This window comes from Halobellus sp. GM3 (assembly GCF_052545375.1).
The window spans coordinates 104,988-127,868 of the sequence record NZ_JBQWLT010000008.1; the positions used below are offsets into that span (position 1 = coordinate 104,988).

Consider the following 22,881-nt stretch of genomic DNA (forward strand, 5'->3'; position numbering starts at 1 on the left):
TCCATCAGCGGATTGGTGGGACTGCGACGGGTCCGAGGCGGGTCGTGCCTCGGTCGATGGTGTGGGACTCGGTTGTGATTGCTCTAGGTTGGTCGGAGACGAATGGTAGATGAGGTACTCGTCGTCATCGGCAAGTGCCTCGAGAACGCAGGACGCGCAGCCCGCGTAGTCGTCTGGCCAGCTGTCGAGTCTATAGAGTGAGTTCGTCTCCCAGCGACAGTACGGACACTTCCGCTGGGTTTCAGTTCTCGTATCGATAATCGAGAGAGGAGCCGCGTAGCGTCCAGGAGCCATCGATCGAGTAACTACCCAAGAGCCAAATCGCTGTTCGTGGTCGGGTCAGTCCCGGTATGTGCCCCAACGGTGGTCTCGTCGTTTGCTCCGTCAGGACTGAGATCGAGGCAGTGTTCGCCGATGGCGGTCTCCGGTTCGTCCGGGTGGAATACCCGGATAGTGAGTGCATCCTCGGAACGATCGACAGAAACGATGAACGTCTCGCCAAGCCGTATATCTGCATAGGTATCGCCGTCGCTGAGGGAGGTTAGCGAAGTCATTAGTTGGACCGGATTCGGGGGGCAATCATCGAGAGAATCTCGCACTCGCCGTCTGCAAACTCGTATTCGATCATCATTGGAAAGTCCGTCCCGAAGGTGATGCTGATTGCAGCGTTCTTCGGGAATTTCCGGGAGATGTCCTTAACGTAGTCAAGCGAAAACAGCGCCTCCGCGTCGACGGCGGTCAGCTCGGTATACTCCTCCTCCGTAAGTTCTAGGGACACGTCGTCGGTGTCGCCTTGGGCTTCGATGAAGACGGCCTGCTCGGTCTCGTCACAACGGATTTGGATGTGGTCGGAGACCATATCAGCTGCTTTCACCCCCCGCCTGATCTGCGATTCATCGACAGTGAACGACGCGGGGAGATCCATGTCCGGAATTTCGGGTTCCGACCTGATGCTGTCGGGGTCGATACACGCCATCGTGAACTCGACGCCATCGATGTAGATGACGAGTTTGAACGTATTCGTGTCGAACGAGAGTTCGACGAGATCATCCTTCTTCGCGAGTTTTAGGACCCCCTCGAGACGTTCGAGATTGAGGCCCAGAACACCCTCGGAGGCGTCGTAGGACTCGAAAGCCCCTGCGGACAGCACACCGTCGTCCATCGCGACGTTTGCGGGATCGACCGCACGGACCTGAATGCCATCAGGCTCAACATTGAACTTCACCTCGTCGACGATGGCGCGAAGCGTACCGACGAACTCCTTGATGTCACCGCCCATGATGGCGGCCTGGAACTGGCTCGGCGGTCCGGTGCCGACATCGGCCTCTTCTTCTGCGTCTTCCTCGACGTCCTCGTCGGCTTCACCGTCGGTGTTGGATTCTTGCTCCGGTTCAGAATCTGGTTCCGATTCCAGATCTGGTTCGGGCTCGCCTTTGGGTTGGGTATTTTCAGCGGTTTCTGCGGTGGTCGCGTCGTCGACGTCCATCTCAGATTCTACGTCTGAGGATCCGTCGTCGGGTGTGGTCGCTGGCTGTGCGTCCGCGCTTTCGGATTCGGTGTTGGTACTCATGTTTGAGTGGAGTCGTGGTCGCGATACTGTCGGTGATCGAGCTGCTCACGAAGGGAGAAAATCGAACCAATAATAGTAATAATAACGGTAGTACCGTTATGAACGGTAACCGTCATGAACTCTTCTACCTCCCCCCATCCCCGTGGGGTGGGCAAAACCGAGCATGATGGTCGCGATCTCGGTCACTCGGGGAAGTCGATAACGTCGGGGTTGGTCGAAAGCTCCCTGGCGACGCGGTCGAGTTCGACATCGTCGAGAGTGATTTTGATGAGCGCCTCGAGTGCATCGTCGTAGGCTTGCTGTACTTCACTCTGATTCGAGGCAGCGTCAAGGCGCTGCTGGAGTGCGGTCTGGAAGCGATTCGCTGCACGGTGGCGTGCGAGTGAGCCCATTTCGAGTTCCCCCACCGTCTCGGGGTGCGACAAACGAGCGGGGGTCGCAGGTTCCGCGTCCCGAGTGTTGGTCCTACGTAACGATTCGGATGGTTCGATTAGGACTGTTGCGTAGGATATAGGGGTGTCATCCGATCCGTCTCGTCGCCTACCACCGTTCCACAGGGTAACGAGAAATGGTCGAGGTTGCCGTCCGGATCGGGAAGTTCTCCGTCATCGGCAAGGCCTTGGAGCTCCCTCCAGAGCTTGCGAATCGTTGTCGGGGTCGTGTAGCCTTCCTCGGCAAGAGTTTGTTGGGTAAGTCGGAGGTTGCTTTGCCCACTCTCTTTGAAGGCGTGATAGAGACAGGCAACGGCGACGCCGTTCGGTTGCCGGCCGTTCGCGAGGACACCCACAGCGTTCGATCTGGAGAGCTGGTAGGCACGGCGTTCGAGACGAGGGGAGGCATCAACGGCACTCGCGAGTCGTGGGATGTAGTCCTGCGGGAGTGGTGGAGGCGTTGCGAGCTCAAGATCTTGATTTAGGCACTTGTAGTCCTGATTGATTTCTTTAATATCGACACGAGCGACTTCACCAATCTCTTTGAGCGTGCGTGGCAGGCGTTCGAGACGGCAAGCAGCGTACACACAGGCACTCGCCATACCTTCGACGGAGTTGCCGGCGAGCATCCCTTCTGCGCTAACCTCGCGGTAGAGGTCAGCGGCGCAGTCGTGGATAGAGCCGGAGAGTTCGAGCGCACTGACGAGGCGAGCGATTTCGCCGAGGCCGAGGCGGAGCGAGCGGTCGCGACTCGAGCCGGTTTTCGATCGACTATCCCACTTACGGAGTCGACGGAAACGCCGTTTGGTCTGACGCGACAGCGGGCGGTCGTACCCGTCACTGTTATATCCGATCTCCGTCGGGAGCCCCTTATGATGGAGGCGATGTGTGGTGGGAGCGCCGCCACGTTCGGGTTCACGGCCGTCCCCAGTATCGACCCAGCGAAGGCGCCGGTCGAGGATATCACGGAAGAGTACGAGGCCACATTCCCCACAGTAGGTTTCCTCCTCGTCAATGACGAGGTACTCGTCGGTTGCGCACTCAGGACACTGTATTTCATCGGTCGATTCCGAGTCCGTGGCTTTCGACTGCTCGTCTTCGGAGGCAGTCTCGCTGGAAAATGACTGAGTCTGCTGCTGGTTCTGCCTGAGGCGCGTCGAGACGGGAGTGGGAGACCCCGACCCGGCGGAAGACGAGCCGGTACTATGGGTCGTAGTGTCAGTGTTCTCGAGGGCATCTTGAGACATATGGAACGGGGGCGTAGACCCCCCAGTTCCTCCGGGGGAAGACAAACTGAAGGCGAGGAATCTGGTCGTAAGCAACCGAAGAGCACGATTCACGGTCCTTCGAGTTCGCTGTGTTCGTGTTCACTCATCGACGTCATCCCCGGAGGAGCGTGTCTGGCGGTGCTCACCGATCGGGATTAGTGGCTCGTCCATCCGAAGGATGAACATCCCCTCACTAGTAGTGATGACGTCGTCGGCGGGGGTCGGCTCATGGTGAGCATAGTGCTCGATATCGTTGCCGAGCAGGACACGGTGGGTGTCCGAGTCGTGGACGCGCAACTGGCGTTCGTAGCCATCGTCAACGTGGGTGCCGGCGAGGGCGAGGACGAACCACCCCGAGTCGGGTGAGCCTCACGTGGCTTCGAGAACACGATAGACACGGCCGGTGTCCTCGTCAAGGAAGTACACAGTCGGCGGGTTCTCGCGGTCGATATCGTGGGCTTTCGAGAGCGTCTGGAGAACGCACTCGTCGTCGAATTGATCGCGAAAATCAGCGAACGTATCGAGAGCAGTGCCTATGTCAGTATTCGTTTTGTTCGCACTTGAGTCTGTATTTGCGTCTGGGTCAGTGTTCTGGGTCATGGGTTCGGGAGATTGCATAGTTTCGGCTCTTGGTCATCCGGGTGGCCCGTGCGCGGATTCGAGAATCCCGAGGATGTCTGGGTCGTGCTTGTCGTGGAAGGCATCGAGGACATCCCACTGCCACTGGAAGTGACCAGGATCGCCGAATTGGTTGACGCCGAGGCCCTGCGTACGGGCGAAGTGTTCGAGGTCGATACAACGGATAGAAGAGACATCACCACCCTCACCAGGCGGAACGTTGGCGGCTTCGGGAAGCGGGGTCTCGATCCAAGCGTCGAAACACGCGTCGTTCGAGGACGTGACTACGACACCGTCGGTCGCCCCAGCGAAGAGTTCGGTGGTGATTCGACCGAGATTCTGGTACACACCAGCGGGAATTGCGAGGAGGTTGCGATCGTGGTCGATGGTAGCGTCAGTGCGGATCTCCCGGGGGTGACCTCGGACGAGCCACTGCTCGTCGTCGTTGAGCCAAGCGCCTCGCCTGAGGCGTTCGATGGCGGCGTCAAGGTGGTCGTGCGTGCGGTACTGGAGGTAGCCGGAGATTCGCGCGTAGAAGCTCATGCTGGATGGGGGATAGGAGATGGAGGCGAGTTGCGGCGAGCGTCGTGGCGAAAGATTCGAGCCGACTGCTCATCCCAACTGGATATGGTCAATTTTTCCATCGGGATCGACGCGGTACTGGTAGCCGACGTGGGGGAATCGACATTTCTCGTAGCCGACGGTCTGGATGACAAAGGGCTCGGTGAGGAACGGCGAGAGTTCGCGAAGGAAGTCCTCGGTGTGCTCACCGGCGTAGTCCCAAAGGAGTTCCTCGGTTTCGTCGTTGATGACGACCTCGCGTTCGTCTTCATCGAGATTGTCGTCGAGGCCCTCGAGGACGGCCTCGCGAACGGTCGGCCGATGCGTCGGGGAGAACGAGGCATATCCGTAGAGCGTGAGGTGCGGCGGGTCTGCCTCGCCGGTATCGGGATCGCGTTCGGGAACCGCAATCTTCACCATGATGTCGTCGAATGAGCCCGTGCCGATGAGCCATTCGTCGAGAAACTAGCGGAGTTCATCGACCTGAGTGGGGTCGATAGTCGGTGCGTTCGAGGCGGTGCTGAGCTGGAGTGTAGCCATTTCGTGTTGAACCCTCCACCATTTCAGGGGAGCACAAACGGGGGGGTCAATAGTTCTGTCACAGTACCCTTAGCCGTCACTAATTTTTTGACTATCGGCTTGCCTCGCGTCGATATCGAACCGATCTATCCACCGCGCGACGATGGTCGCACCGCAGCCGCGGTGTTCACCGATTGCCTCTCCGGAGAGAGATTTCTCCCAGTGTAGTTCGTACAGGAGATTCGGATTGCGTCACGGGGCCTCAGAGTAGTCGTGAGACCGGGGTTCGATTCTATGCCGTCTCAACCAGGAGAGTGCCGTGTTCTGCGCACAGCTCATCCGCTTTTCGGCGACTTGTTCGACAGAGAGGGAGTTCTCGGCGCAGAGTTCGCATAAATACTGCTCATCACCGGAGATCGGGTTGCGAGTGATTTTTTGCGACTACGCTCGTCTCAGGTACGATTCCACACAAAGCTTACACCGAAACATAACTCTACAGCCAGTTGGAGGGGAATTGTCACACGCTCCCTTCCTTCTCCTGATAACCTACGATACTCCGAAACACGGGCAATGTCCGGAGTGTGGTGAGAACATTTCTGCTGCACACGTCTTGGTTGAATATGAGTAAAACAACGGAACGACTGGTATCTGGGCAGAGTGTCCCATCTGCGACGATGTCGTGAGTCCCGAGTGAATTCTGAGCAACGACACGACAGCAGAGTCAAGTGTTCTGCACTATTACGCTGCCAGGAGGCCGACTAATGAAGATTTCTGAAGAACTCCAATGTCTGTTTTCAGCTTCGATTGAGGAACAGGACGGGTCGTACGTGATCGACGTTCCAGAGCGCGAGCTACAACTGGGTGATCTACAGCAAGGAGAAACATATCGCGTCGCACTCGTGTCTTCCCCGACACAGAGCGAGCCAGAACAGAGCGAACAGGCTGAAACGGGATCACAGTCCCAGCGTGAGCCACAGGAACCACCAGTTGAGGAAAGTGAGACTCGAGAAGTCGAGATTGAGGACATCGGCGAACAGGGTGATGGCATCACTCGGGTCGAACGTGGTTTCGTCGTGATCGTCCCGGATACGAAAGAGAGTGAGCGAGTCAAAATTGAGATTACCGATGTACGGCAAAACGTCGCTTTCGCCGAGGTCGTCGAACGGTTGAGTTACTACGAGTAATTCCTCGATTTTCGGTGCGAGAAGAGGACGAACAGACACTCGCAGTTATTGTAAGAATAGGTTGTCCGTAGAGTCAAACTGCACTTACAGCTCAGGGAAGGTGGATTTCGGCGGGGAGGAACGAACGACGGAGTGGGGCGGGGTGAAAGCCCTCCCGAGAGAGTTGTGCGACCACGTTAGAAAGTGTGGCCGGGAGTGAACGGAGGTGTTCCTACTTGGGCTTACTCCTCGAACCTGGCGTTTGCGACGGCAGCGGCGATTTCTGCCTCCTCAACCGTCGCTTCCTTGGTGACGCCGTCTTCATCTATGCTGACGTCGTCGTTCTGGTTCTCGGTCGTGGTCTCACTATTGGATCTGTCCGACCGGTGGTCCATGTCAATTCCGAGGTCCTCGCGAGCGTCGTTGACGGCCTCCCGATAGTTATCGAGGTCGAGACTGTCGCCGTACTGCTCGCGGCTCATCGCGGCGAACTCGCTGTCACTATCGGGGAAGGCGTCGAGTCGGGCTTCGGTACATTCGATGGTCTCGGAAACCCACTGATCACGGGTTTCATTATCGACGCGGGTGGTGGTCTCGGGCCGGAGCGAGACGTACGTCTCGCCATCGCTCTCGAACGCGGATGGCTTCGCGGTCACAGCGACGTACGCCGGGGGTTCGAGGCTGGAGAGGAGCGCAGCGGCCTGGGGCTGGTACTGCCCGGCGTAGACGAACATAGTGCCCGTAGGGTCGACCACGCGAGCCTGCAAGTATTCGTCCTCGTTCCCGACGTCGTTGACTTCGGTTATCGTGCCGACGAGGAAGTATCGGTTGGCGACCTCGCCCGACGGAAGCAGCGCGAAGTTCGGGGCTCGTTCCTCATCAGACTGTTTGAAGACGTGGGTAGCGTCGTTGATTTCGGCGGCGAAGGCACGCTTCGCTACCTGGCGACCTTGCCGGCCGGCATTGCTGTTCTCGGTGTCGGTGCTGTTGGATGTCGCTTCTGGGTTGGATTTGCTCATAAAGTGTTTAGTGACGGTTGTGGAGTCGAAAGTCAGGCTACTCGGGTCGCGTTCTGGTTCGGATTCGAGGTTACCCGTGCTGTTCAGCCTCGTTCACGAGCAGATATCGACCGACAATAGAGCCTTCTACACGGTAGTACCGGCCCACGAGCGCGTCGATGAGGGCGTCCTCGACAACGCTGGTATCGAGAGCGTCCATCGCCTGCTCGATGGCCTCATTGAGCGTGATACCCGCGATGGCCTCAGTCGCTTCGCGGTCGAAGATTGCGTACTGGACGGTCTCACCGTCGTCGAAGACCGCTTTGATGCGAAGGTCGAATTCCCCTTCAACGTCGCCGTGTTCTGCACACCGACCATTCTGGAGGACGCGCGTGCAGTCCCCGTCGGGACACCGCTTGATGAGTCCCGACCCGGACTGGATTGCAACCATCGGGACAGAGAGTTGGACATCTTCGATATCGGCTCTAACGTCGATGTCGCCGTCGACAGGTTCGATGTTCGAGCGCGAGTTGAGGTTGATGCTGTATCGCCCCTGGTACTCGCTGGTGATGACGTTCGAAAGCTTGTAGACGCTACCCTCCTCAAGGGTTGGGAGTTCGGCCTTCGTCCACTTGGTGAACTTGAGGCGACCGCTCTCGTCGCCGATGAGCCCGACCTGGTCGATGCTGTCGTGGGTGGGGTCCCAGAGTTCGACGATTTTTACGGTCACGTCCACCCACTGCTCGTGCTGGTTGATTGAGGCGAGGGTGACGTCGCCGGCGCTCTGGCCAGGGAACTCGAGGTCATCGTATTCGAGGCCGAACACGTCGCGATAGTGGCTGACCGCGGCGCGGCGGGCCTCGTCAAGAGGAACCTTGTACTGGTTGGTCATCTTCTCGAGACGGCTCGCGACTTCCTCTACGCTGGGGAGGTCGCCATCAAGGTCGTCTGGGAACTGTTCGAGGATGCCGGTTGCAGCCTCCGAGAGGTCTGTGTCGGAGACAGTTACGGCTAGTTCTGCGGATTTTGTGTTGCTTGACATTTTCTGGAAGTGGCGCGATTGCTGTCGCTGGCTGGAATGGTTCGACTGGGTGAACGAGACTAGATAGAAGATGAGATTCGAGTGGGAGTGCCCAGAGGACGGCTGCTGGAGCAGCACCCAGGATGTTTGCTCCTCCTCCGATTCCCCTCACCCCCTTGGGGGAGCCAAAACACAGGTATTGGTGGCCGATCGCGACTCACCGGACTTCATCGAGGTTGATGGTTTCCTCGGCACTGATCCAGCCGCCGACGTTCCCGCGCTCGATGAACGCCCAGGTGCCGTCGATGAGCCTGACGAACCGCATCGTTCTTGGAAGGGGACCGGGTCCCGACGGGTACGGGTTGAACTCGTTCTTGTCGTCGGTGACGGGCCGGCTGGGATCTTCGCCGTCGACGATGTCAAGATGGAAGTCGACATCGTCGTCGCCGGTGAGTTCCTCGTTCGTGAGTGGTTGACTGTGACTGTTCGTCGGACCGTGGTCGGAGTTGTTGGTTGACATCGTTCTATTGGAATAGTGAGACTGGATGCACGGAGTGAAGTGCTGCTTCTGTCGACTAGCTGTCTTCGCGCCATCTCTGGCCGCAATTCACACAGGAGAGGAGTCTCGTCGGTGGTTCGTCGATGGACCGGAGTTGAACGAGGCGATATTGCGCTCGATCGTGATCACACTCTGGACACCGGCACGTGGTCGTTGGAAGTCCAAGACCCGGCTTGTCGTCGCTCGCCACGGTAGTCTCCGAGGTGTCGGGGGTTGCAACGCCAGTGAGTACGCTCTCGTTCGTGTCGTCCGCTGTCTCCGTCTCTACCTCTCCCTCCTTGTCGTCATCAAGGGCGGTTCCGAAAAGGTCGAGGTCACGGATAAGCGCCCAGAGACGACGCTTACCCTGGGGAACGGGAGTAACGGGAACAGGCGTGGATTCGGGACGGCCCGTCGAGACGACCTCCCGGATGGCCGCGCCGATCTCGTCCCCTTTGGCGTCGACGTCGACGATTAGGGAGACCACGTTCGCTTGTTCGCGCCACCAAGTTGGGAGTGGTATCTTGCTATCGTCCTCGTCGAATATCTCGGTGGCTTTGAGCCATTCGAGGGCGTCCAGCTTCTCGCCCTTCTCTTGGTCGAGTCTGTCGACGGGAGCATGCACGGGACGGGAGACTTCTTCGACGCCGGGAGCGCCCAAGGGGGGAATCGTACACGCGCTGTGCACTTGGAAGGGCTGTTCGATGCCCTGTTCGCGGTGACGCTTGGCGTATTTCTCCCAGTCTACGTTCGGGATGTCGCCTCTGGGAGCGGGTCCGTCGCCACGCTCGAGAACTTCGATATGCGTCTCGGAGTCAGCGGCGAGAGTGGCCTGTCCCTGGTACTTCCCGACTTTCCCGGCACGAATCCGAACGAGATCGCCTTCGTGGAGGATGACACCCTGTTGAGAGCGTGTCCACACGGTGAATTTGATGGTATCGCCGGCGTCGTCTTTGATGAGGCCGACCTGCTGTTGGCTCCCTGATTTGGGTTGCCAGAGGGTCGTGACTTCGCCCTGGATGTCAGCCTCGACGTTGTACTTCGAGGGGATAATCGGCACGGACGAGATAGGTTGGATGACGCTCGCCTCCTGATAGAGCTGGTCCAACGTGTTGGACTGAGCGGTGAAGACGTCCTGACCGCTCCGGACTTTGCGTGCGAGCAGGTGTCGGAGTACTTCGTCACCGGGGCTGGTGATAAGGTGGTCTTCGATTCGAGCAGCGGCCTCGCGGACAGCTTCAGCCTCGTTATCGTCGATATTTTCGAATGCGTTGTTGCGGATGATTCCCTCCCCGAGGACGCGCTCGTTGCGCTTGGACTGGCGTTCCTCGCGCTCTTCGACGAGCTCCTTACGGCATCGTGTCTCGCGGTCGATGCCGACCACGTGGGCGGCCAAGGCCTTCTCGCGCTGGCGTTTGCGTTCCTCACGGAGTCCGTGTAGGCGTTCCTGGGCTTCGAGTGGGAGTCCAGTGAGGTCCTCGTCGGCGAGGTCGATAGGATCGACGTCGCGACCTTCGGTAGTGCGAAGGCTCGCACCGATCCAGTATGCGTCGAGTTCGTAGTTTCCATTTCCTTCGATTTCGAGGCCGAACTCGTCGTATTCGGGCTCACGACGGGCAGCCATCATGAGCTCGCCAGCGTTCTCGAGGCGGATGCCGAGGCAGTCGCTTTCGAGGTGCGGTGACTCGTAGAGGCCGCGCATGGTGAGTTCGTCGAACCGGTCGTCCTGTTCGACGTCGCCGTTCGTGAGCTGGTCGTCTCCGTTGTGGTAGTACGTCATCTGGTAGTCACTCCATCTGGGTGAGGTCTGAGGCGATCTGAACCGACAGCGGCGCTGCTGTCGACCCTCTCTCACTCCCTCAGCCCCATTTGGGGTCCAAAACTGAGCGCAAGCTAGCCAATCGCGTCTTTAGGAACGTGTCACGTCTTCAGGTGTCCCCCGGTCAGTTCCCGCCCGCATTCGCTGGGGGTAGTCGATGAGCGTGTTCGGGCGGGATTATGAGGGGTAACGTCCGAGGACAGGCTACTGTGCTATGGACTGGGTGGTCGGTAGCCGATACGATTATATCTATATCCTGAGTAGCTAATAGTGAGCCTTGAACGGCTCATCATAACAATGTGGGAAAGGCGATTCTCGTCTTTCCACTTCCACACTTCTTGAGCGATTGCGACGTTCTATAACGGTCTGTGAGGACGAATTGAGAGGCTATGGGCGACGATGAGTGTTGCTGGCGCGAGCGATCTAGTCGGAGGCTCTGTTAGAAGGGAGCGGTATTTCGGGGGTTTTCATCAGAAAACCGCATTACTGCGCGGTGATAGGCGCGATACAGTTATAGACGGTTCGAGCGTCTATGCGAATGGAAAGCACGGTCGCTTTCCCACATTGTTATGAGTGGAAACACCGACAGTGTCCACCTCTCTGAGGCTGGTCACGAGAAGAACGGTAGAACCGAAATCGAATATGAGAATCCGACCCACATTGCCCGTCGCTACGATGGGTGGTTCGACGATCTCCGCTCCCTCGATTGCGAGGAACGCCGTCGCTTGGACGGTAACGTGGAGTCGCCGACTATCCGCTGGCACGCTGGCCTCGATGAGTCCGAGCGTCGCCTCGATGCGGACGGCGTGGAGTCGCAAGGCGCAATCTCTGAATTCACGTCTGGCTCCGAACACGAGTTCGAGAGCGAGAGTTCCGATGATTACTACGGCTGGTACAACGACCAACCGATGGTCCCATCCCGTAGTGATGAGCGGAGGGCTGAGATGAACGCGAGAGGCCGTCCGGCTGATGCGATCACTGAACCCGACGCTCTCTCGACTGGCGAGTACATCTACATGGGCCACGACCGCCTGACCGACCCAACTGGCGATCAGTTGACGGGCACAGCGTCTGGTCTTGAAGAGTACATCCCCACGAGTTCGTCTACTGCCCCCGTACAGTTGGGACAGAAGCTCGAATCTGTCGAAACCCTCGACCTAGACACTCAACGGCTTCGTGAGCTGAAGATCATCCCCAACGATGAACAGACGCCTCGCGAATCAGAAGGTGTCACGACGTCCGAATTAGAAGTGCTGCTTCCCTATGGCGAAGTTGCCTCCCTTCGGAGCGTCGTGCCGAACCCCGAGGACTACTCTCGGTCGTCGATAACCGGAATCGAATTCCGCCTAGCGTTGGATGAAGAGCTCAAGCGGAGCTCTCATGGTATCGACGAAAACGGTCACATGACAGGTGTGGCTGCTCTCTTGAATCAACACACAGACATCCTTGCTCGTTTCCGCACGGAACACGATCGCACGCTTCCTGAGCGACGGGATCGAAACCGGCGGAGCTTCGAACAACGGTTCAAACAGCAGATCTACGACCGAGCTGCTCCGTTGCGCGAGCTGGGTAAGGAAGATCCCGATCTTCGTGAAGAAATTCTTGCCGAGACACGCAGACTGCTTGACGGGAATGCACTGCACGAAATTCGGAAACCACCGGTCACTGTCGCTTCCCAACTTGCACGCCGTGTGCAGGCTGGGACGGACATCACGACCGCGTTCCTTTCGGTTGTCGAAGAGGAGCAGACCGACCCGAGAAACGTCATCAGGATCAACGCGATTTTGAAGGCGAATCTCGCGTCCTCGAAAGGCTATGTCACGACACAGGGCGTCGTGAAGAAAATCTACTATCCACCAGTTCCTAGCCTGAAGTTTGCTATGATTCTAAAGGATGGTAACCGCCGCGAGGATGAGGTCCGCGTTTCCGTCTGGGAGTCCAGCGAATACGAAGAGACTGCGTCAACGGCTGACCCCGATGATGTCGATGGCGAAGTCCTAATCTCGAAGAAGACCCTCATCGAACCGAACGAGGGCGACACTGTGCGTCTGGTGGATTTCAAGCTTCCACGCCAGAGATCCAAGCAGACGTACCAAGGTCAACCGAAGCTCGATTCACGATGGGCATCTGAAATCGAGATTGTCGAACGCGCTCCTGTCAAGTCATCCGATCAGACGTCGACGACTGCCAGACCGCAATATGTTGGTCGTTCGTCGAGTCCGTCTGACGATGGTGAACCAGTTCCCCGGAGTGAGGCTGCGAATTTCGACGGTGAAGTCTGTGTCTCCTGGCCCGAGCCAGTGATGATTGCTGACTTTATCGCCGATGAGCTCACCCGCATTGCCCAGACTGGTGATACTGCATGAGTACACGCGTAGTGCGTACTCCTCGGTATGGATTCGATGACGGAATACCGTCTCCGTACTGTCACCCCGAAATGTAACGAACCCTAACAACCACCCGAGTTCCCCCGACGAACTCAGAAAACTAATCCTTCCTTTTCACAGACCACAGAGCGAGCGGTCTTGATATCGATCGCGATCTCGCAGTCATCCATGTTTAGGATATCGAGACGATATCGAAAGAAGTGGAATGTGGGGGATGTGACGGATGTGACGGATGTGAGGCTACAGTAAATGTGAACGGCAAATCATCTTATAACGTGACAGCGTTGGGTGCGGTACGGTTGCGAACCGGGATGTTTAGTCATCCCGGCCGCTGACGCGACCGGTCGAAACACCCTCCAACAACACGGAATTGGCTCGGCTCGGCCCTCGTTGTGTCATTGACGTGGGCGGATCGAGCGGATTCTCCCTCCACCGATGACACCGAGACCTCCATCGACAGCGAATAGGAGACGGCGATACACAGTTGATGCCCGCGTAACTGGTCGGCGATCGCGATGACGAGCTGGCGCAGCGACGACGAGATGAGTATCGATGAGCAGTGGTACGAAATTCAGTTGTCGGTCCCGTGGGTCGTCGCCGGCGCGAAGAGCGTCCAAGACGCAATCAACATCGCAGTTGCGGAAGTCGGTACGCGAACGAAGTCAACAGAAGCCCGGTCGTCGGAGATCCTCGTCCAAGATGTCGTCTGTCCCTCCTGTGGGTATGAAATGGAGGCGGCGCTCTGTACGACGGATTTTGCGCTGGTCGTACTGACTGTTATCGTCGAGATGTTGGCAGAGTCTCACGAGGAGAGCGAGCGTGTCGCGAAGCGCGAGTTGGGCGTCCGCATGAAGGACATCCCGCTCACGGTGTTGGAGACGCGACCGGTTGACGAAGCGGATGAAAAGCCAGAAATGAACTTCGCGGATCTTGGTCGCGACGTCCAATCCAGAAACGAAACAAAGCAAACGTGAGTTTAAGCGGGGTCAAACCGAAGGATTAGCATAAAATATTCCCGAGAAGAACATTATGCGTGAATAATACATTCTATATGGTTTTTACTGTAAATAGATCCTACCGGTTCATCATACTTCCAGAGGACTACACTAAATTCTTTTATCACAACCTCAAAGCGGTCTAATCAGGCGAACCGTTTCAGCGAGGATTTAGAGATTTCTCTAAATCGAGTATCCTCCATTACAATATCAAGGATAGTCTCAGGATTGTGGAGTAGCCGATGAGAGTTATGGCGGCCGCCGCCTTTTCCCATATTTACCTCTTTAGTTTCAATTACCTGACTGAGTTGCATCTCATCGAGGATATCCCGGAACCGCCGTATCCCGATCGTGTCCATATCTATTGCGTTAGTGATCTGCTGGTACGCATCATATAGTTCACCTGTGATAACATAATCGTCGCGCGAGTAGAGCGACTTGGCAGAGATTGAGAGGCATGCGGCTTTCATTTGAGTTGGGGTTCCCTGGAGGAAGTCGCGGAATCGATCCTTTTCAAGTGTGTCCTGAGCGCTTCGCACATGATCTTCTCCAACAACGTCTGATCCCTCGCGATCAGCAAGCTCTCCCGCTGTCCTGAATAATCGCATTGCCTTTCGCGCATCTCCGTGTTCCTGTGCTGAGAAAGCCGCAACAAGAGGAATAACGTCATCGGTTAGGACTCCATCACGGAAGGCGTCATCACGGCCTCGAAGAATTTCTTGAATTTGATTTGCGTTGTATGGGTCGAAATTGAGTTCTTGGGTCTGGAAGGCACTCTTCGTGCGTGGGTTTAGCTCGTCGAAGAAATTGATTTGATTGCTTATTGCGATAATTCCAATTTGACACGACGTATCATTCGATTCGACAGCCTTCGCGAGACTCATCAAAACGTGGTCGCTCTTGAGAAGGTCGACTTCGTCGAGAATGATGATAGCCGAATCATAGTGATCGAGAATCTGCCAGAGGCGTTTGTAGAACTTGTCTTTCGGTAGCCCGGTATCGGGCATTTTCACGATGTCTTCATCCTCGTCATAGATATCCTCGTCGTTCAGCTGTTGCCCGATTGTCGAGATGACTTGAACTTCAGTTGAGGATTTCGAACAGTCTAGATACGTATGACCTATTCGGATATCCTCAACAGATGCATTGACAGCGCGACGAGTGACGTATCGGGAGACAAGAGATTTTCCCGTTCCTGTTTTCCCGGTAATTGAGATATGATTTGGGGCACCACCATAGACAGCGTCGTTCAGACAGCTGCTGATAGTGGAAATATAATCGTCACGTCCGACAATTCGATCGCCATCAGGTACCCAACCGACACGGACCATCTCCTTATTTTGGAAAATTCCCTTCCGTTGAGAAAAGAGCGGGTCGTCAACTTTGAATTGTGTACCGTCCCCGTCGCTTGATGGCGGTTTTCCATTCTCGTCTGGACTCCCCTTCGGTTCCGATGTTTGGACGCGAGATCGGTCGTCTTGACCGTCTGAAGACGCAGATTCCAAATCTCGACTTTCATCGGAAGTCGAGGTCCCGTTTGACATAGAGGCATCGACGAAACCTGATTACTTAAATGTATTCCCACCTCGACTTCCGACGTAAATCTACCACCGAAGAGAATATAGTGGAAGGACTACCTCGGCCTCCGAACAACCACAGACCCCCAACACACACACCCCTTCGGTTCCGTCGTTACCGATGAACGTGTACCCCTCACAGGAAGCATAGGTACGATCACGGTCCAGAGGATAGAACGCGCCTCTACGGCGTTTCTCTGCGTTTCAATCTGTTACCGAATTTCGTCTCGAACAAATCAGTCGCTCCGCTTCTGCATATCTAGTACTTTGTCCTGCGGAATTGTTTTAGCTGTATTGGCATAAAGCTATGGGTAAACTAACTCAAATTTTACATATTTTTATCGTGAGATAGGATACGGATCACCTCTAATATTTTCAGTCTAGTTACCTGCTTTCGTGGCCGCTAACGTCGGAACCGGTGGGGTGTGTCTGATCATCCTATCCTCGATCTGGGCGGTCACCAATTCATCTAACGCCGGAACCGAAGGGGTGTGGGTCAACCATCGTGGGCTGGTAGAGTCTCCCGAGTATAACTCTCGTCTCTAACTTTCATATTCCATTTGTGGGATGCCGAATTATTCACTCTCAACGAGAGTTCTGAGGTAGTCTCCACCTGTCTTTTCATCTTATTTGTTCCGCTCTAATACTAAGAGAGTAGATTCACATGCTAACGTCGGAAATGGTGCGGTATCTCATCTTGATCTCTGGTGAGCTAATACGATCTATCCTTCATTTACGACGGAAGTCTTGGGGTGTCCCTTTGTGTTAACGTCGGAACCCGTGGGGGGCCGACCATCTCTCCTTACGACGGAACCGGAGGGGTGTCCCCTCTCTGAATTTTCTCTCCCCACGTTGGATCGTGGTATGTCCGATGTTCCGATTCACCTGTTCGTATGGAAGAGCGAGCCCCCGTATGAGATATCACCTGCACTCCCCTGTCAGGCCAAGCACTACTCAACATTGGGGTCCTGAACGGCATAGCCAAAAATAAAGTTGCATATTATTCTATCGCCAAGACGGGAAACTCTGAGCTCTCCCACTGCTGTTGGAGGACACAAACAAAGCGGTGTAGTAGCACTTCACTATTACTCTCGGAATTCTTCATCGAGGAGGTTGCGCTCGGCGGGGTCGCCGTCGTACCTGAACGAGACGAGTTCGTGGAAGTCTTGATTCGTCCGATCCTCAAGGTACACGCTGTAGTCCGTGTCCGCGTCGGGTTCGTCATCTTCGCCGTAGCCGAGGATGAGATACTCGGTCTCCGTCTCGTCGACGACGAAGTGAGCCCGCTCGACAAACCACTTATTCTCGACTCTGTACCAGCCCTCGTCCTTATTGATGTGGAAGATGCGTCCGTACTCTGGGTTCCCACCGTTTTTCGAGACTCTGATGGGATACATCGTCGGAACGACGTACTCGTCGGAACTCTTCCAGTCATCGATATCGACGGCCAGATCGAAGGTAAGGTCGACAAGCCAGACAGGGCCGTGATATTCGGTGTGATCCTTGTATTCGTTAATGATCCGGTAGAAATGGTACGGGTCGGAAACCGAGGCGGTGAGCGGGAAGACAGGCTCATCCGAGTCAGGCGTCGGGGTCGAACTCTCCCCACCATCATTCGTCCCGCCACTAGCGCTAGAGCTGGAGCAGCCGGCGATCGCGGTGATTGCTCCAGCACCGGCGAGCGCACCGCCCTCCTGGAGGAATGATCGGCGACCGAGAGTACTGTTCGAGTGCTGTGCGTCCGTGGAGGTATTGTTGGAGTTCATGATTGGAATGAACGAAATCGACCGAGAACAGCGGTTACACCGCCTCTTCGATCTCCATCACTCCTCTTCAGGGCCCACTACTCACACGATGCCGAGGAAGGAGCTTGGTGGGTGTTCATAGTCAGAACTAGCAGTGAAATGCAAGCATAACTCTTCGCGAACCACATTCAATGTAGCCGCCACATTTCACGATGTGTAGCGGGTTGCTCTGACCGCAATTGGTGACGTTAACGGTATCTCCAGATGAGATGAAGTCGTACGAAAGGCTCAAATCCTACGTTACTGTCCGAACGTAGATGCCGTTTGGTGTTGCGTAGGACAAGAACGGAGCGCCGGAACTGGCATCCGTCTGAAAACTGCTGGCGGATGGTCGAATGGTACAGAAAGTGACGATGCGAGAGCCAGGTGCGTCGTCAGACGTGGCATTGGCAATACTGGCCGACCTCCAAGGACCACGCTCTCAAGCGTATGGTCGGGTCGGCTGTGACTCTCGACGGGGACTCTGCGATGAGTTCGGTGGCGTTGCCAGATTGCTTTCTAGTGTTGCTATGAGTGGACACGGGCAGGACTCGTGCCAAGACTCCGGGAACGGAACCGATGGAAACAGAGTCGAACGGTCGGTGAGGGCTAGCGATTGATCGTCGTGAGGCCCGCGATCTTCGACGAAGGCAGTGATAAGCCGACCTCATCGATGGGGCGAGCACTAATAGATGGTCGAATCGCCCCTCACCTCCTTCAGGGGGCAAAAACTGGAGAAAAGAAGCGCCAGAGGGAACCAGAAATGGGTAGAAGCTAGTCAAGGGTCAAGAGCCGATGCAACCGCATACCGCTTGAGACCAGCGAACCGCCGTCGTACCGGGGGCACTCGGCAGATTTTCGATGCACAGTGACGGCGTGCCGGAGGGCGACGTTCACCCTAGCCGGACGGGAATATCCCGCGCCGCCCTTACTGGGCGGGAGCTGGCTCCGACTCGATGTCGCTGCCGGCAGGAGCGAGGTCCTCGGCTGCCGCCTGGACTGCCGCTTCGATGGCCGAGATATCACTGTTGTAGACGCTGAGAACGGCGTCCGCTGCATCCGATTCTCCGCTCTCGAGCGCGCCTAGTCGCGCCCGGGTCGCGTTAATGGTTTCAGCCATCCACGAGTCGCGAATCTCCCCGCCCACCGTCGAGATGTGCTCGGGCTGGATGGAGACGTTCACGCCGGCGTCCGTCTCGTACTGGTGGACCTTGCCGACCACTGCGACGAACGACGGGGTCTCGGCCGAGCGGAGCACAGCCATCGGCTCCTGCTGGTACTGCCCCGCGTAGATGTTCACAACTTCACCACCTGCCATGACGCGCCCCTTCCAGAACTCGGAGTCATCGCCGACATCCGAGGTTTCGATGAGAGCACCGACCACGAGCACGCGGTTGACCGCCTCACCCGAGGGGAGTAGCGTGAACTTTGGCGCACGATCGTCGCCCTCGTCCTCTGGACGGGTGAACGAGTGGGTCGCCATGTTCAGCTCTTCAGCGAACACGCGCTTGGCAGGTTGGCGCTGCGTGGCGGCGTCTGCGAGGGCTGCGTTACTGAGGCCGGCATTCTCTCCCGAGTAGGAGATCTCCTCGACCTCGTCGACGAGGAAGTACTCGCCGATGACCGGGCCCCGGATATCATACGTCCTGCCGATGAGCAACTCACGGAGCTCCGTTTCGACGACGCTGGGATCGAGGGCCTCAGAAGCCATCTCCATGGCGTCATCGAGACTCACTTCGGAGACTGCCTCAGTCATCTCAGCGTTGAACAGCGTGCGGACAGCACGGTTGCCATCGTCGAGGATGGCCTTCAGGCGAAGATCGAACACGCCATCGACGTCACCGTGTTCGGAGCAGCGACCGTTCTGGAGGACGCGCGTGCAGTCCTCGCTGGGGCAGCGCTTGATGAGGCCCGAACCCTCATCGAGGCCGACGAGCGTCCCAGTGGCGCGAATCGACCCGTCCGTGGGTTCGACGGCCTCCTCGGACTCCGTGACGCTGCTCGCCTTGTTGAGCGAGATGGAGTACTTGCCCTCGTACTCGTTCGTGACCGCCGAGGTGATGTCGTAGGTGACGCCTTCCTCGAGTGTCGGGAGCGAGTCAGTGTTCTTCGCCCAGACAACGAACTTCATTTGGGCCGTTTCGTCGGCGATGAGGCCGACCTGCCGCATGGAATCGGAGTGCGGCTCCCAGAGGTCGACGATCTGCGCCCGGACGTCCACCCATTCCTCGTCACCGAGGTTCGAGATATCCTCGAGAGCTATCCGGTCGAAGCCCCGGGAACTGCTGTTACCGGTGCCGACGAAGCCGGCAACCGCCTTGACCCCGTCCGAGAGGTCGTTGGATTCGAGGTCGTAGTCGTTGATGACGTTACGAACTGTCGTCTCGACCGCCGTCTCGATCGGAACGGAGAACTCCTGCATGGCCGCAATTCGCTCTTCAATGCTCGACACGGGGATCTCCACGCCCATCTCGCCGAACTCGCCGCTGATGTCTTCCGCGCGCTGTGCTACGTCTGTGGTAATGTTTGCACACATGTTTGTCACTCTCTGAGGGGATTTCTGAGAAACGGCTTCGGGACTGGGCACTCGACCGTCGCGCCCCACCCCACCCGCTCTCCCTCACCCCCTTTGGGGGCTAATACTCACGGGAGACGCAAGCAGGATAACCGGAAAGCGACGATTGGGACATCCCGACCGCCGCCGTATGGACTGATTCACTCCGAGGTTGAACCCCGGATCTCGGCGAGAATGAACGCAGTCACCGCTGCGCCCCTCTCTGACTTCCCTCACCCCTCTTTGGGGACCAAAACTCACGCTGCGAGGAGCTGGGGAAACCGAGAGAACAGAGGCACTTTGCCCGTCCGAGCCGTCTAGTCGGAAAGCAGTACGTACAGAATCGCGTTCACATCCTCGACGACTAGAAGGTGTAGTCGTCGCGATCGCGAGCTTCGGCACACGCCTCGCAGAGGATGTCGAATGGCGGCCACCCGGTCAGTCCGTCGGCATCTTCGAGGAGCGTGGTCGGGACCAGGCCCGACATCCCACACCCACCGTCACACGACGCCCAGGAATGGCTGACCGCGGCGAACGTCTCGCCATGTGGGTCATGGTGGGGCTTCCTGAACTCGGGGCCATCGCCGGTCTTGAACTGAACGCTCACGGGTTCTCGCGGCTCAATTTTGGCTTCGGTCGCTGATCTGCTGAAATCGCTGTCGATACGCCGCTCATCGGGGTTGATGTTGTCGTACATCTCACTTCCCTCACCCCCATTTGGGGTCCAATACTCACGCTGCGAGGAGCGGGGGTACACACGGAACGAACGGCGCGATCAGCCCGCCGGCCGAACAGTTCGGAACAGCGCCGTTACCTGAAGAGACGCGAGAGGAAGCCCTGTTTCTTGCGTCGTTCGCGTTCTTCGGCCTTGATACGTTCGTTCGCCTCTTCGTACTCTTGGAGGACGGCGTCGATTCCTGTGAGTGTCTCTTTTGCCGTCTTTGCGTCTTCGCGCCGAATCTTCGGACGCATAATCTGCTTGACTCGCTTCACGGGGTCGTCTGGGAGCTCGGCAGCGTCTCTCGAGAGCTCCCCGAGGTGCTTGAGTTGCGTACGATACTGAGCGCGTTCCTCCATCAGCTCATCCATCGTTTCGAGGTAGACCCTGAGGACAAACCGGAGGCGTTCGTTCTCCTCGCCCTGCTCGCTGAGTTCGGCGAGTTCCCTTGATTGCCGGTCGAGTTTCCGAGCGAGAATTCGCTGGTCTTCACGAGCGAGACGCATTGCCTGGTCGGTCGCGGAGTAGCCCCGGATCTCACCGATGGTCCAATCCGCTGGGTACTTCTCGTCATCATTGAGCGTCGGGTCGGTGCGTTCCCATCCCGGCCCGGCGTCGCGAGCGGACGCTTCCATCATTCGCTGGGTGCTCTCGTCGAGGTCGGAATCGGTGTCCACCCCACGCGGGTCAGCGGGTTCGCGACCATCCGTCGTCGGCGGCGCGGCCCCTGGCCCGGCCGTTCTCTGCCCTGAGACAGGACTATCATCAGCACTTGTCCCAGCTGTCGTGGAACCTTTGGGTGTGGTCGTCGACGAAGCGGCGTCATGACTATGGGCCCGGGCGTGGCTGTTCCCCTGTTCCGGTTCCTGCCTAGTTGCGTAGGCGTCAGCGACTGCTGCCGGGTCGCCATCTTCGTCGGGGTTGACGGGAATGAACTCTTCGTCGTCCTCGAGGTTAGGATGGACATCGGTATTGACGGCGGGGGATCCCCCGTTCGCCCCTTCGCTGTGCAGTGGGTTTGTCTCGTCCGTAGCGGCGTTGACAGTCTCGGACGGCTCGGAATCGGAGCCAATCTTGAAATCCATCGGCGGGAGATCGTGGTCGTCCGCCCCCGAGGATGACGATGAATCCGAGCCGTTGGAATCGGCCTTCGAGAACTTCACACCATCTTTGCTCGGGACTTCGTAGTAATCGTCCACCCGGAGGAGTGCACGGGCGAGCGTGACATCGCCGTAGGTTGCGCCACTCGCGTAGTGACGTCGCTCCCACTTATCGCGGTGCAGGCCGGATTCCTCGAACAGTGCGTTCATCCGTTTGGGGTCTTTCGCCGTCCAGAACGCGAGGTTGTGAGCGAGCGCCATATCTGCCTCGGACTGGCTTGGATAATCGGCGTCATGGGACCCCCACATCGAGGCGTCGCCTTCGTAGAGACGCTGCCTGCGGTCACCTCCCTGAGAGTCGAACATCCGCGTGAGTATCTCTTGATCTGATAGGTCCACACCGGGTCCCGCGAGGTCGGCGAACGTACTCGGACACTTGGAGGGAAGGTACTTCGTCGCGACCCGCTCGAGGGCCTCCTTGATTGCGGGGTCGTGGATGCTCTTGAAGGCGTCTCCATAACGCTCAATGAGCGAACTCGCACTCTGCTGCGCCCGGGCCTCGATGCCGCGGCGACCATCCGCGTCACCTCTGCTTTCTGAATCTTCAACTTCTGTCCCTCTGGTGAGAGTCGTCTGTCCACCTGGTCTCACGCCATCCTCGATGAACTCGCGGTGAACGGTCTCTATCTCATCCTGACGCTTCCGGATTTCTGTGGGGGTTCCCTCGACGTGAGCACCAGTCGTAGCGAAGTACCGTCCGGAGTCATACATCTCAATAGGGCCCTTCCGGTTTCCGCCGGGCGGAAGTTTCCCACTTGCGAGGATATGCACACCAGTCCCGGAAGCGGAAACCTCCGTATATGAGTCGACCTTGTCGATGATTGTTTGCGTCCATTCCTTGATTTCACCAGTATCAGAATCACGACAGTTATCGAGGTCGATACCGACGATGGTGACGTCGTCACTGAAGACGAACCCCAGACCATCGGCGTTCACGCGAGAGTCGTTGAGTGAATCCCAGGCGGTGTCGAAGTCTCGGCGATGTTCGGGGTTGGTAACGTCGGCATTAATGTCACCACTCGTCCGATATGGTTTAGTCGGAATCTTGGTAGATTTTCCGTCACGCATACCTTCACGCCAGCAAATCCAATTCCTGATAGTGCGGATTTTGTCCGGGATCCCGTCTTTAGCTACGTCTACTTTTGGCATGGATATTACCTATTGTCAGTCCGCCTCGTCGCCTCGTTTCGTCGGGCGAGA

Annotated in this window: 19 protein-coding genes and 1 pseudogene; 7 read left to right on the forward strand and 13 right to left on the reverse strand. The window is 57.3% G+C overall.

What is annotated here, in order from left to right; genetic code table 11:
- The first annotated feature begins 350 nt into the window (after positions 1–350).
- The gene (locus ACT3HL_RS13585; protein WP_147270979.1) at positions 351–545 is read left to right on the forward strand and encodes a hypothetical protein; all 195 of its coding nucleotides are present in this window, start codon (positions 351–353) and stop codon (positions 543–545) included.
- A gap of 8 nt (positions 546–553) precedes the next feature.
- Here ACT3HL_RS13585 and ACT3HL_RS13590 read toward each other — a convergent pair whose 3' ends face one another.
- From ACT3HL_RS13590 to ACT3HL_RS13600, 3 genes are all read right to left on the reverse strand, one after another.
- The gene (locus tag ACT3HL_RS13590) at positions 554–1,570 is read right to left on the reverse strand and encodes a DNA polymerase sliding clamp (protein WP_251331616.1); all 1,017 of its coding nucleotides are present in this window, start codon (positions 1,568–1,570) and stop codon (positions 554–556) included.
- Positions 1,571–1,752: 182 nt separating this feature from the next.
- Positions 1,753–1,962 (reverse strand): hypothetical protein, encoded by a 210-nt coding sequence (locus ACT3HL_RS13595; RefSeq protein ID WP_112077698.1) that lies wholly within the window; start codon positions 1,960–1,962, stop codon positions 1,753–1,755.
- Positions 1,963–2,060: 98 nt separating this feature from the next.
- Complete coding sequence (locus tag ACT3HL_RS13600; protein ID WP_390282483.1) at positions 2,061–3,248, reverse strand: transcription initiation factor IIB; 1,188 nt, start codon at positions 3,246–3,248, stop codon at positions 2,061–2,063.
- 252 nt (positions 3,249–3,500) lie between these two features.
- Here ACT3HL_RS13600 and ACT3HL_RS13605 point away from each other — a divergent pair, with 252 nt between their 5' ends.
- A complete protein-coding gene (locus ACT3HL_RS13605; RefSeq protein WP_445087334.1) occupies positions 3,501–3,635 on the forward strand; it encodes a hypothetical protein in 135 nt (44 codons plus the stop codon).
- Between the two features lie 3 nt (positions 3,636–3,638).
- Here ACT3HL_RS13605 and ACT3HL_RS13610 read toward each other — a convergent pair whose 3' ends face one another.
- Entirely contained in the window at positions 3,639–3,869 is a 231-nt protein-coding gene (locus ACT3HL_RS13610; protein ID WP_445087335.1) for a hypothetical protein, read from the reverse strand.
- 48 nt (positions 3,870–3,917) lie between these two features.
- Between ACT3HL_RS13610 and ACT3HL_RS13615 the strand changes: the two genes are divergently transcribed.
- The 3 genes and pseudogenes from ACT3HL_RS13615 to ACT3HL_RS13625 all read left to right on the forward strand — a co-directional run bounded on the left by ACT3HL_RS13615 (position 3,918) and on the right by ACT3HL_RS13625 (position 6,151).
- Positions 3,918–4,883: a hypothetical protein gene (locus ACT3HL_RS13615; RefSeq protein ID WP_256309290.1), complete on the forward strand. Its 966-nt coding sequence runs from the start codon at positions 3,918–3,920 to the stop codon at positions 4,881–4,883.
- A gap of 511 nt (positions 4,884–5,394) precedes the next feature.
- Positions 5,395–5,661, forward strand: a pseudogene (locus ACT3HL_RS13620) (DUF7837 family putative zinc-binding protein).
- A gap of 67 nt (positions 5,662–5,728) precedes the next feature.
- Positions 5,729–6,151 carry a TRAM domain-containing protein gene (locus tag ACT3HL_RS13625; RefSeq protein WP_112077703.1) on the forward strand — a complete coding sequence of 141 codons (423 nt, stop codon included), beginning with the start codon at positions 5,729–5,731 and terminating at the stop codon, positions 6,149–6,151.
- Positions 6,152–6,372: 221 nt separating this feature from the next.
- On the opposite strand, the gene ACT3HL_RS13630 is transcribed toward ACT3HL_RS13625, so the two are convergent.
- The 4 genes from ACT3HL_RS13630 to ACT3HL_RS13645 form a co-directional block, all read right to left on the reverse strand.
- On the reverse strand, positions 6,373–7,149 hold the full coding sequence (locus ACT3HL_RS13630) for an RPA family protein (RefSeq protein ID WP_445087336.1): 777 nt from the start codon (positions 7,147–7,149) through the stop codon (positions 6,373–6,375).
- A gap of 70 nt (positions 7,150–7,219) precedes the next feature.
- Positions 7,220–8,170, reverse strand: coding sequence for a replication factor A (locus ACT3HL_RS13635; protein ID WP_123124667.1), 951 nt, complete (start codon positions 8,168–8,170; stop codon positions 7,220–7,222).
- Positions 8,171–8,366: 196 nt separating this feature from the next.
- Positions 8,367–8,669, reverse strand: coding sequence for a hypothetical protein (locus tag ACT3HL_RS13640; protein WP_114450771.1), 303 nt, complete (start codon positions 8,667–8,669; stop codon positions 8,367–8,369).
- 55 nt (positions 8,670–8,724) lie between these two features.
- Positions 8,725–10,467: a hypothetical protein gene (locus tag ACT3HL_RS13645; protein ID WP_256309288.1), complete on the reverse strand. Its 1,743-nt coding sequence runs from the start codon at positions 10,465–10,467 to the stop codon at positions 8,725–8,727.
- 608 nt (positions 10,468–11,075) lie between these two features.
- Here ACT3HL_RS13645 and ACT3HL_RS13650 point away from each other — a divergent pair.
- Together ACT3HL_RS13650 and ACT3HL_RS13655 are read left to right on the forward strand one after the other, a co-directional pair.
- Complete coding sequence (locus ACT3HL_RS13650; RefSeq protein WP_256309287.1) at positions 11,076–12,872, forward strand: hypothetical protein; 1,797 nt, start codon at positions 11,076–11,078, stop codon at positions 12,870–12,872.
- A gap of 536 nt (positions 12,873–13,408) precedes the next feature.
- On the forward strand, positions 13,409–13,867 hold the full coding sequence (locus tag ACT3HL_RS13655) for a DUF555 domain-containing protein (RefSeq protein WP_256309286.1): 459 nt from the start codon (positions 13,409–13,411) through the stop codon (positions 13,865–13,867).
- 167 nt (positions 13,868–14,034) lie between these two features.
- Here ACT3HL_RS13655 and ACT3HL_RS13660 read toward each other — a convergent pair whose 3' ends face one another.
- The 5 genes from ACT3HL_RS13660 to ACT3HL_RS13680 form a co-directional block, all read right to left on the reverse strand.
- The gene (locus tag ACT3HL_RS13660; RefSeq protein WP_123124665.1) at positions 14,035–15,432 is read right to left on the reverse strand and encodes a Cdc6/Cdc18 family protein; all 1,398 of its coding nucleotides are present in this window, start codon (positions 15,430–15,432) and stop codon (positions 14,035–14,037) included.
- Between the two features lie 1,118 nt (positions 15,433–16,550).
- Positions 16,551–17,231, reverse strand: a complete 681-nt coding sequence (locus ACT3HL_RS13665) for a hypothetical protein (protein ID WP_256309285.1) — start codon at positions 17,229–17,231, stop codon at positions 16,551–16,553.
- 946 nt (positions 17,232–18,177) lie between these two features.
- Entirely contained in the window at positions 18,178–19,719 is a 1,542-nt protein-coding gene (locus ACT3HL_RS13670; protein ID WP_256309284.1) for a hypothetical protein, read from the reverse strand.
- A gap of 448 nt (positions 19,720–20,167) precedes the next feature.
- Positions 20,168–20,500, reverse strand: coding sequence for a hypothetical protein (locus tag ACT3HL_RS13675; RefSeq protein WP_256309283.1), 333 nt, complete (start codon positions 20,498–20,500; stop codon positions 20,168–20,170).
- Positions 20,501–20,613: 113 nt separating this feature from the next.
- Complete coding sequence (locus ACT3HL_RS13680) at positions 20,614–22,749, reverse strand: phage NrS-1 polymerase family protein (protein WP_256309282.1); 2,136 nt, start codon at positions 22,747–22,749, stop codon at positions 20,614–20,616.
- Positions 22,750–22,881 lie beyond the last annotated feature (132 nt).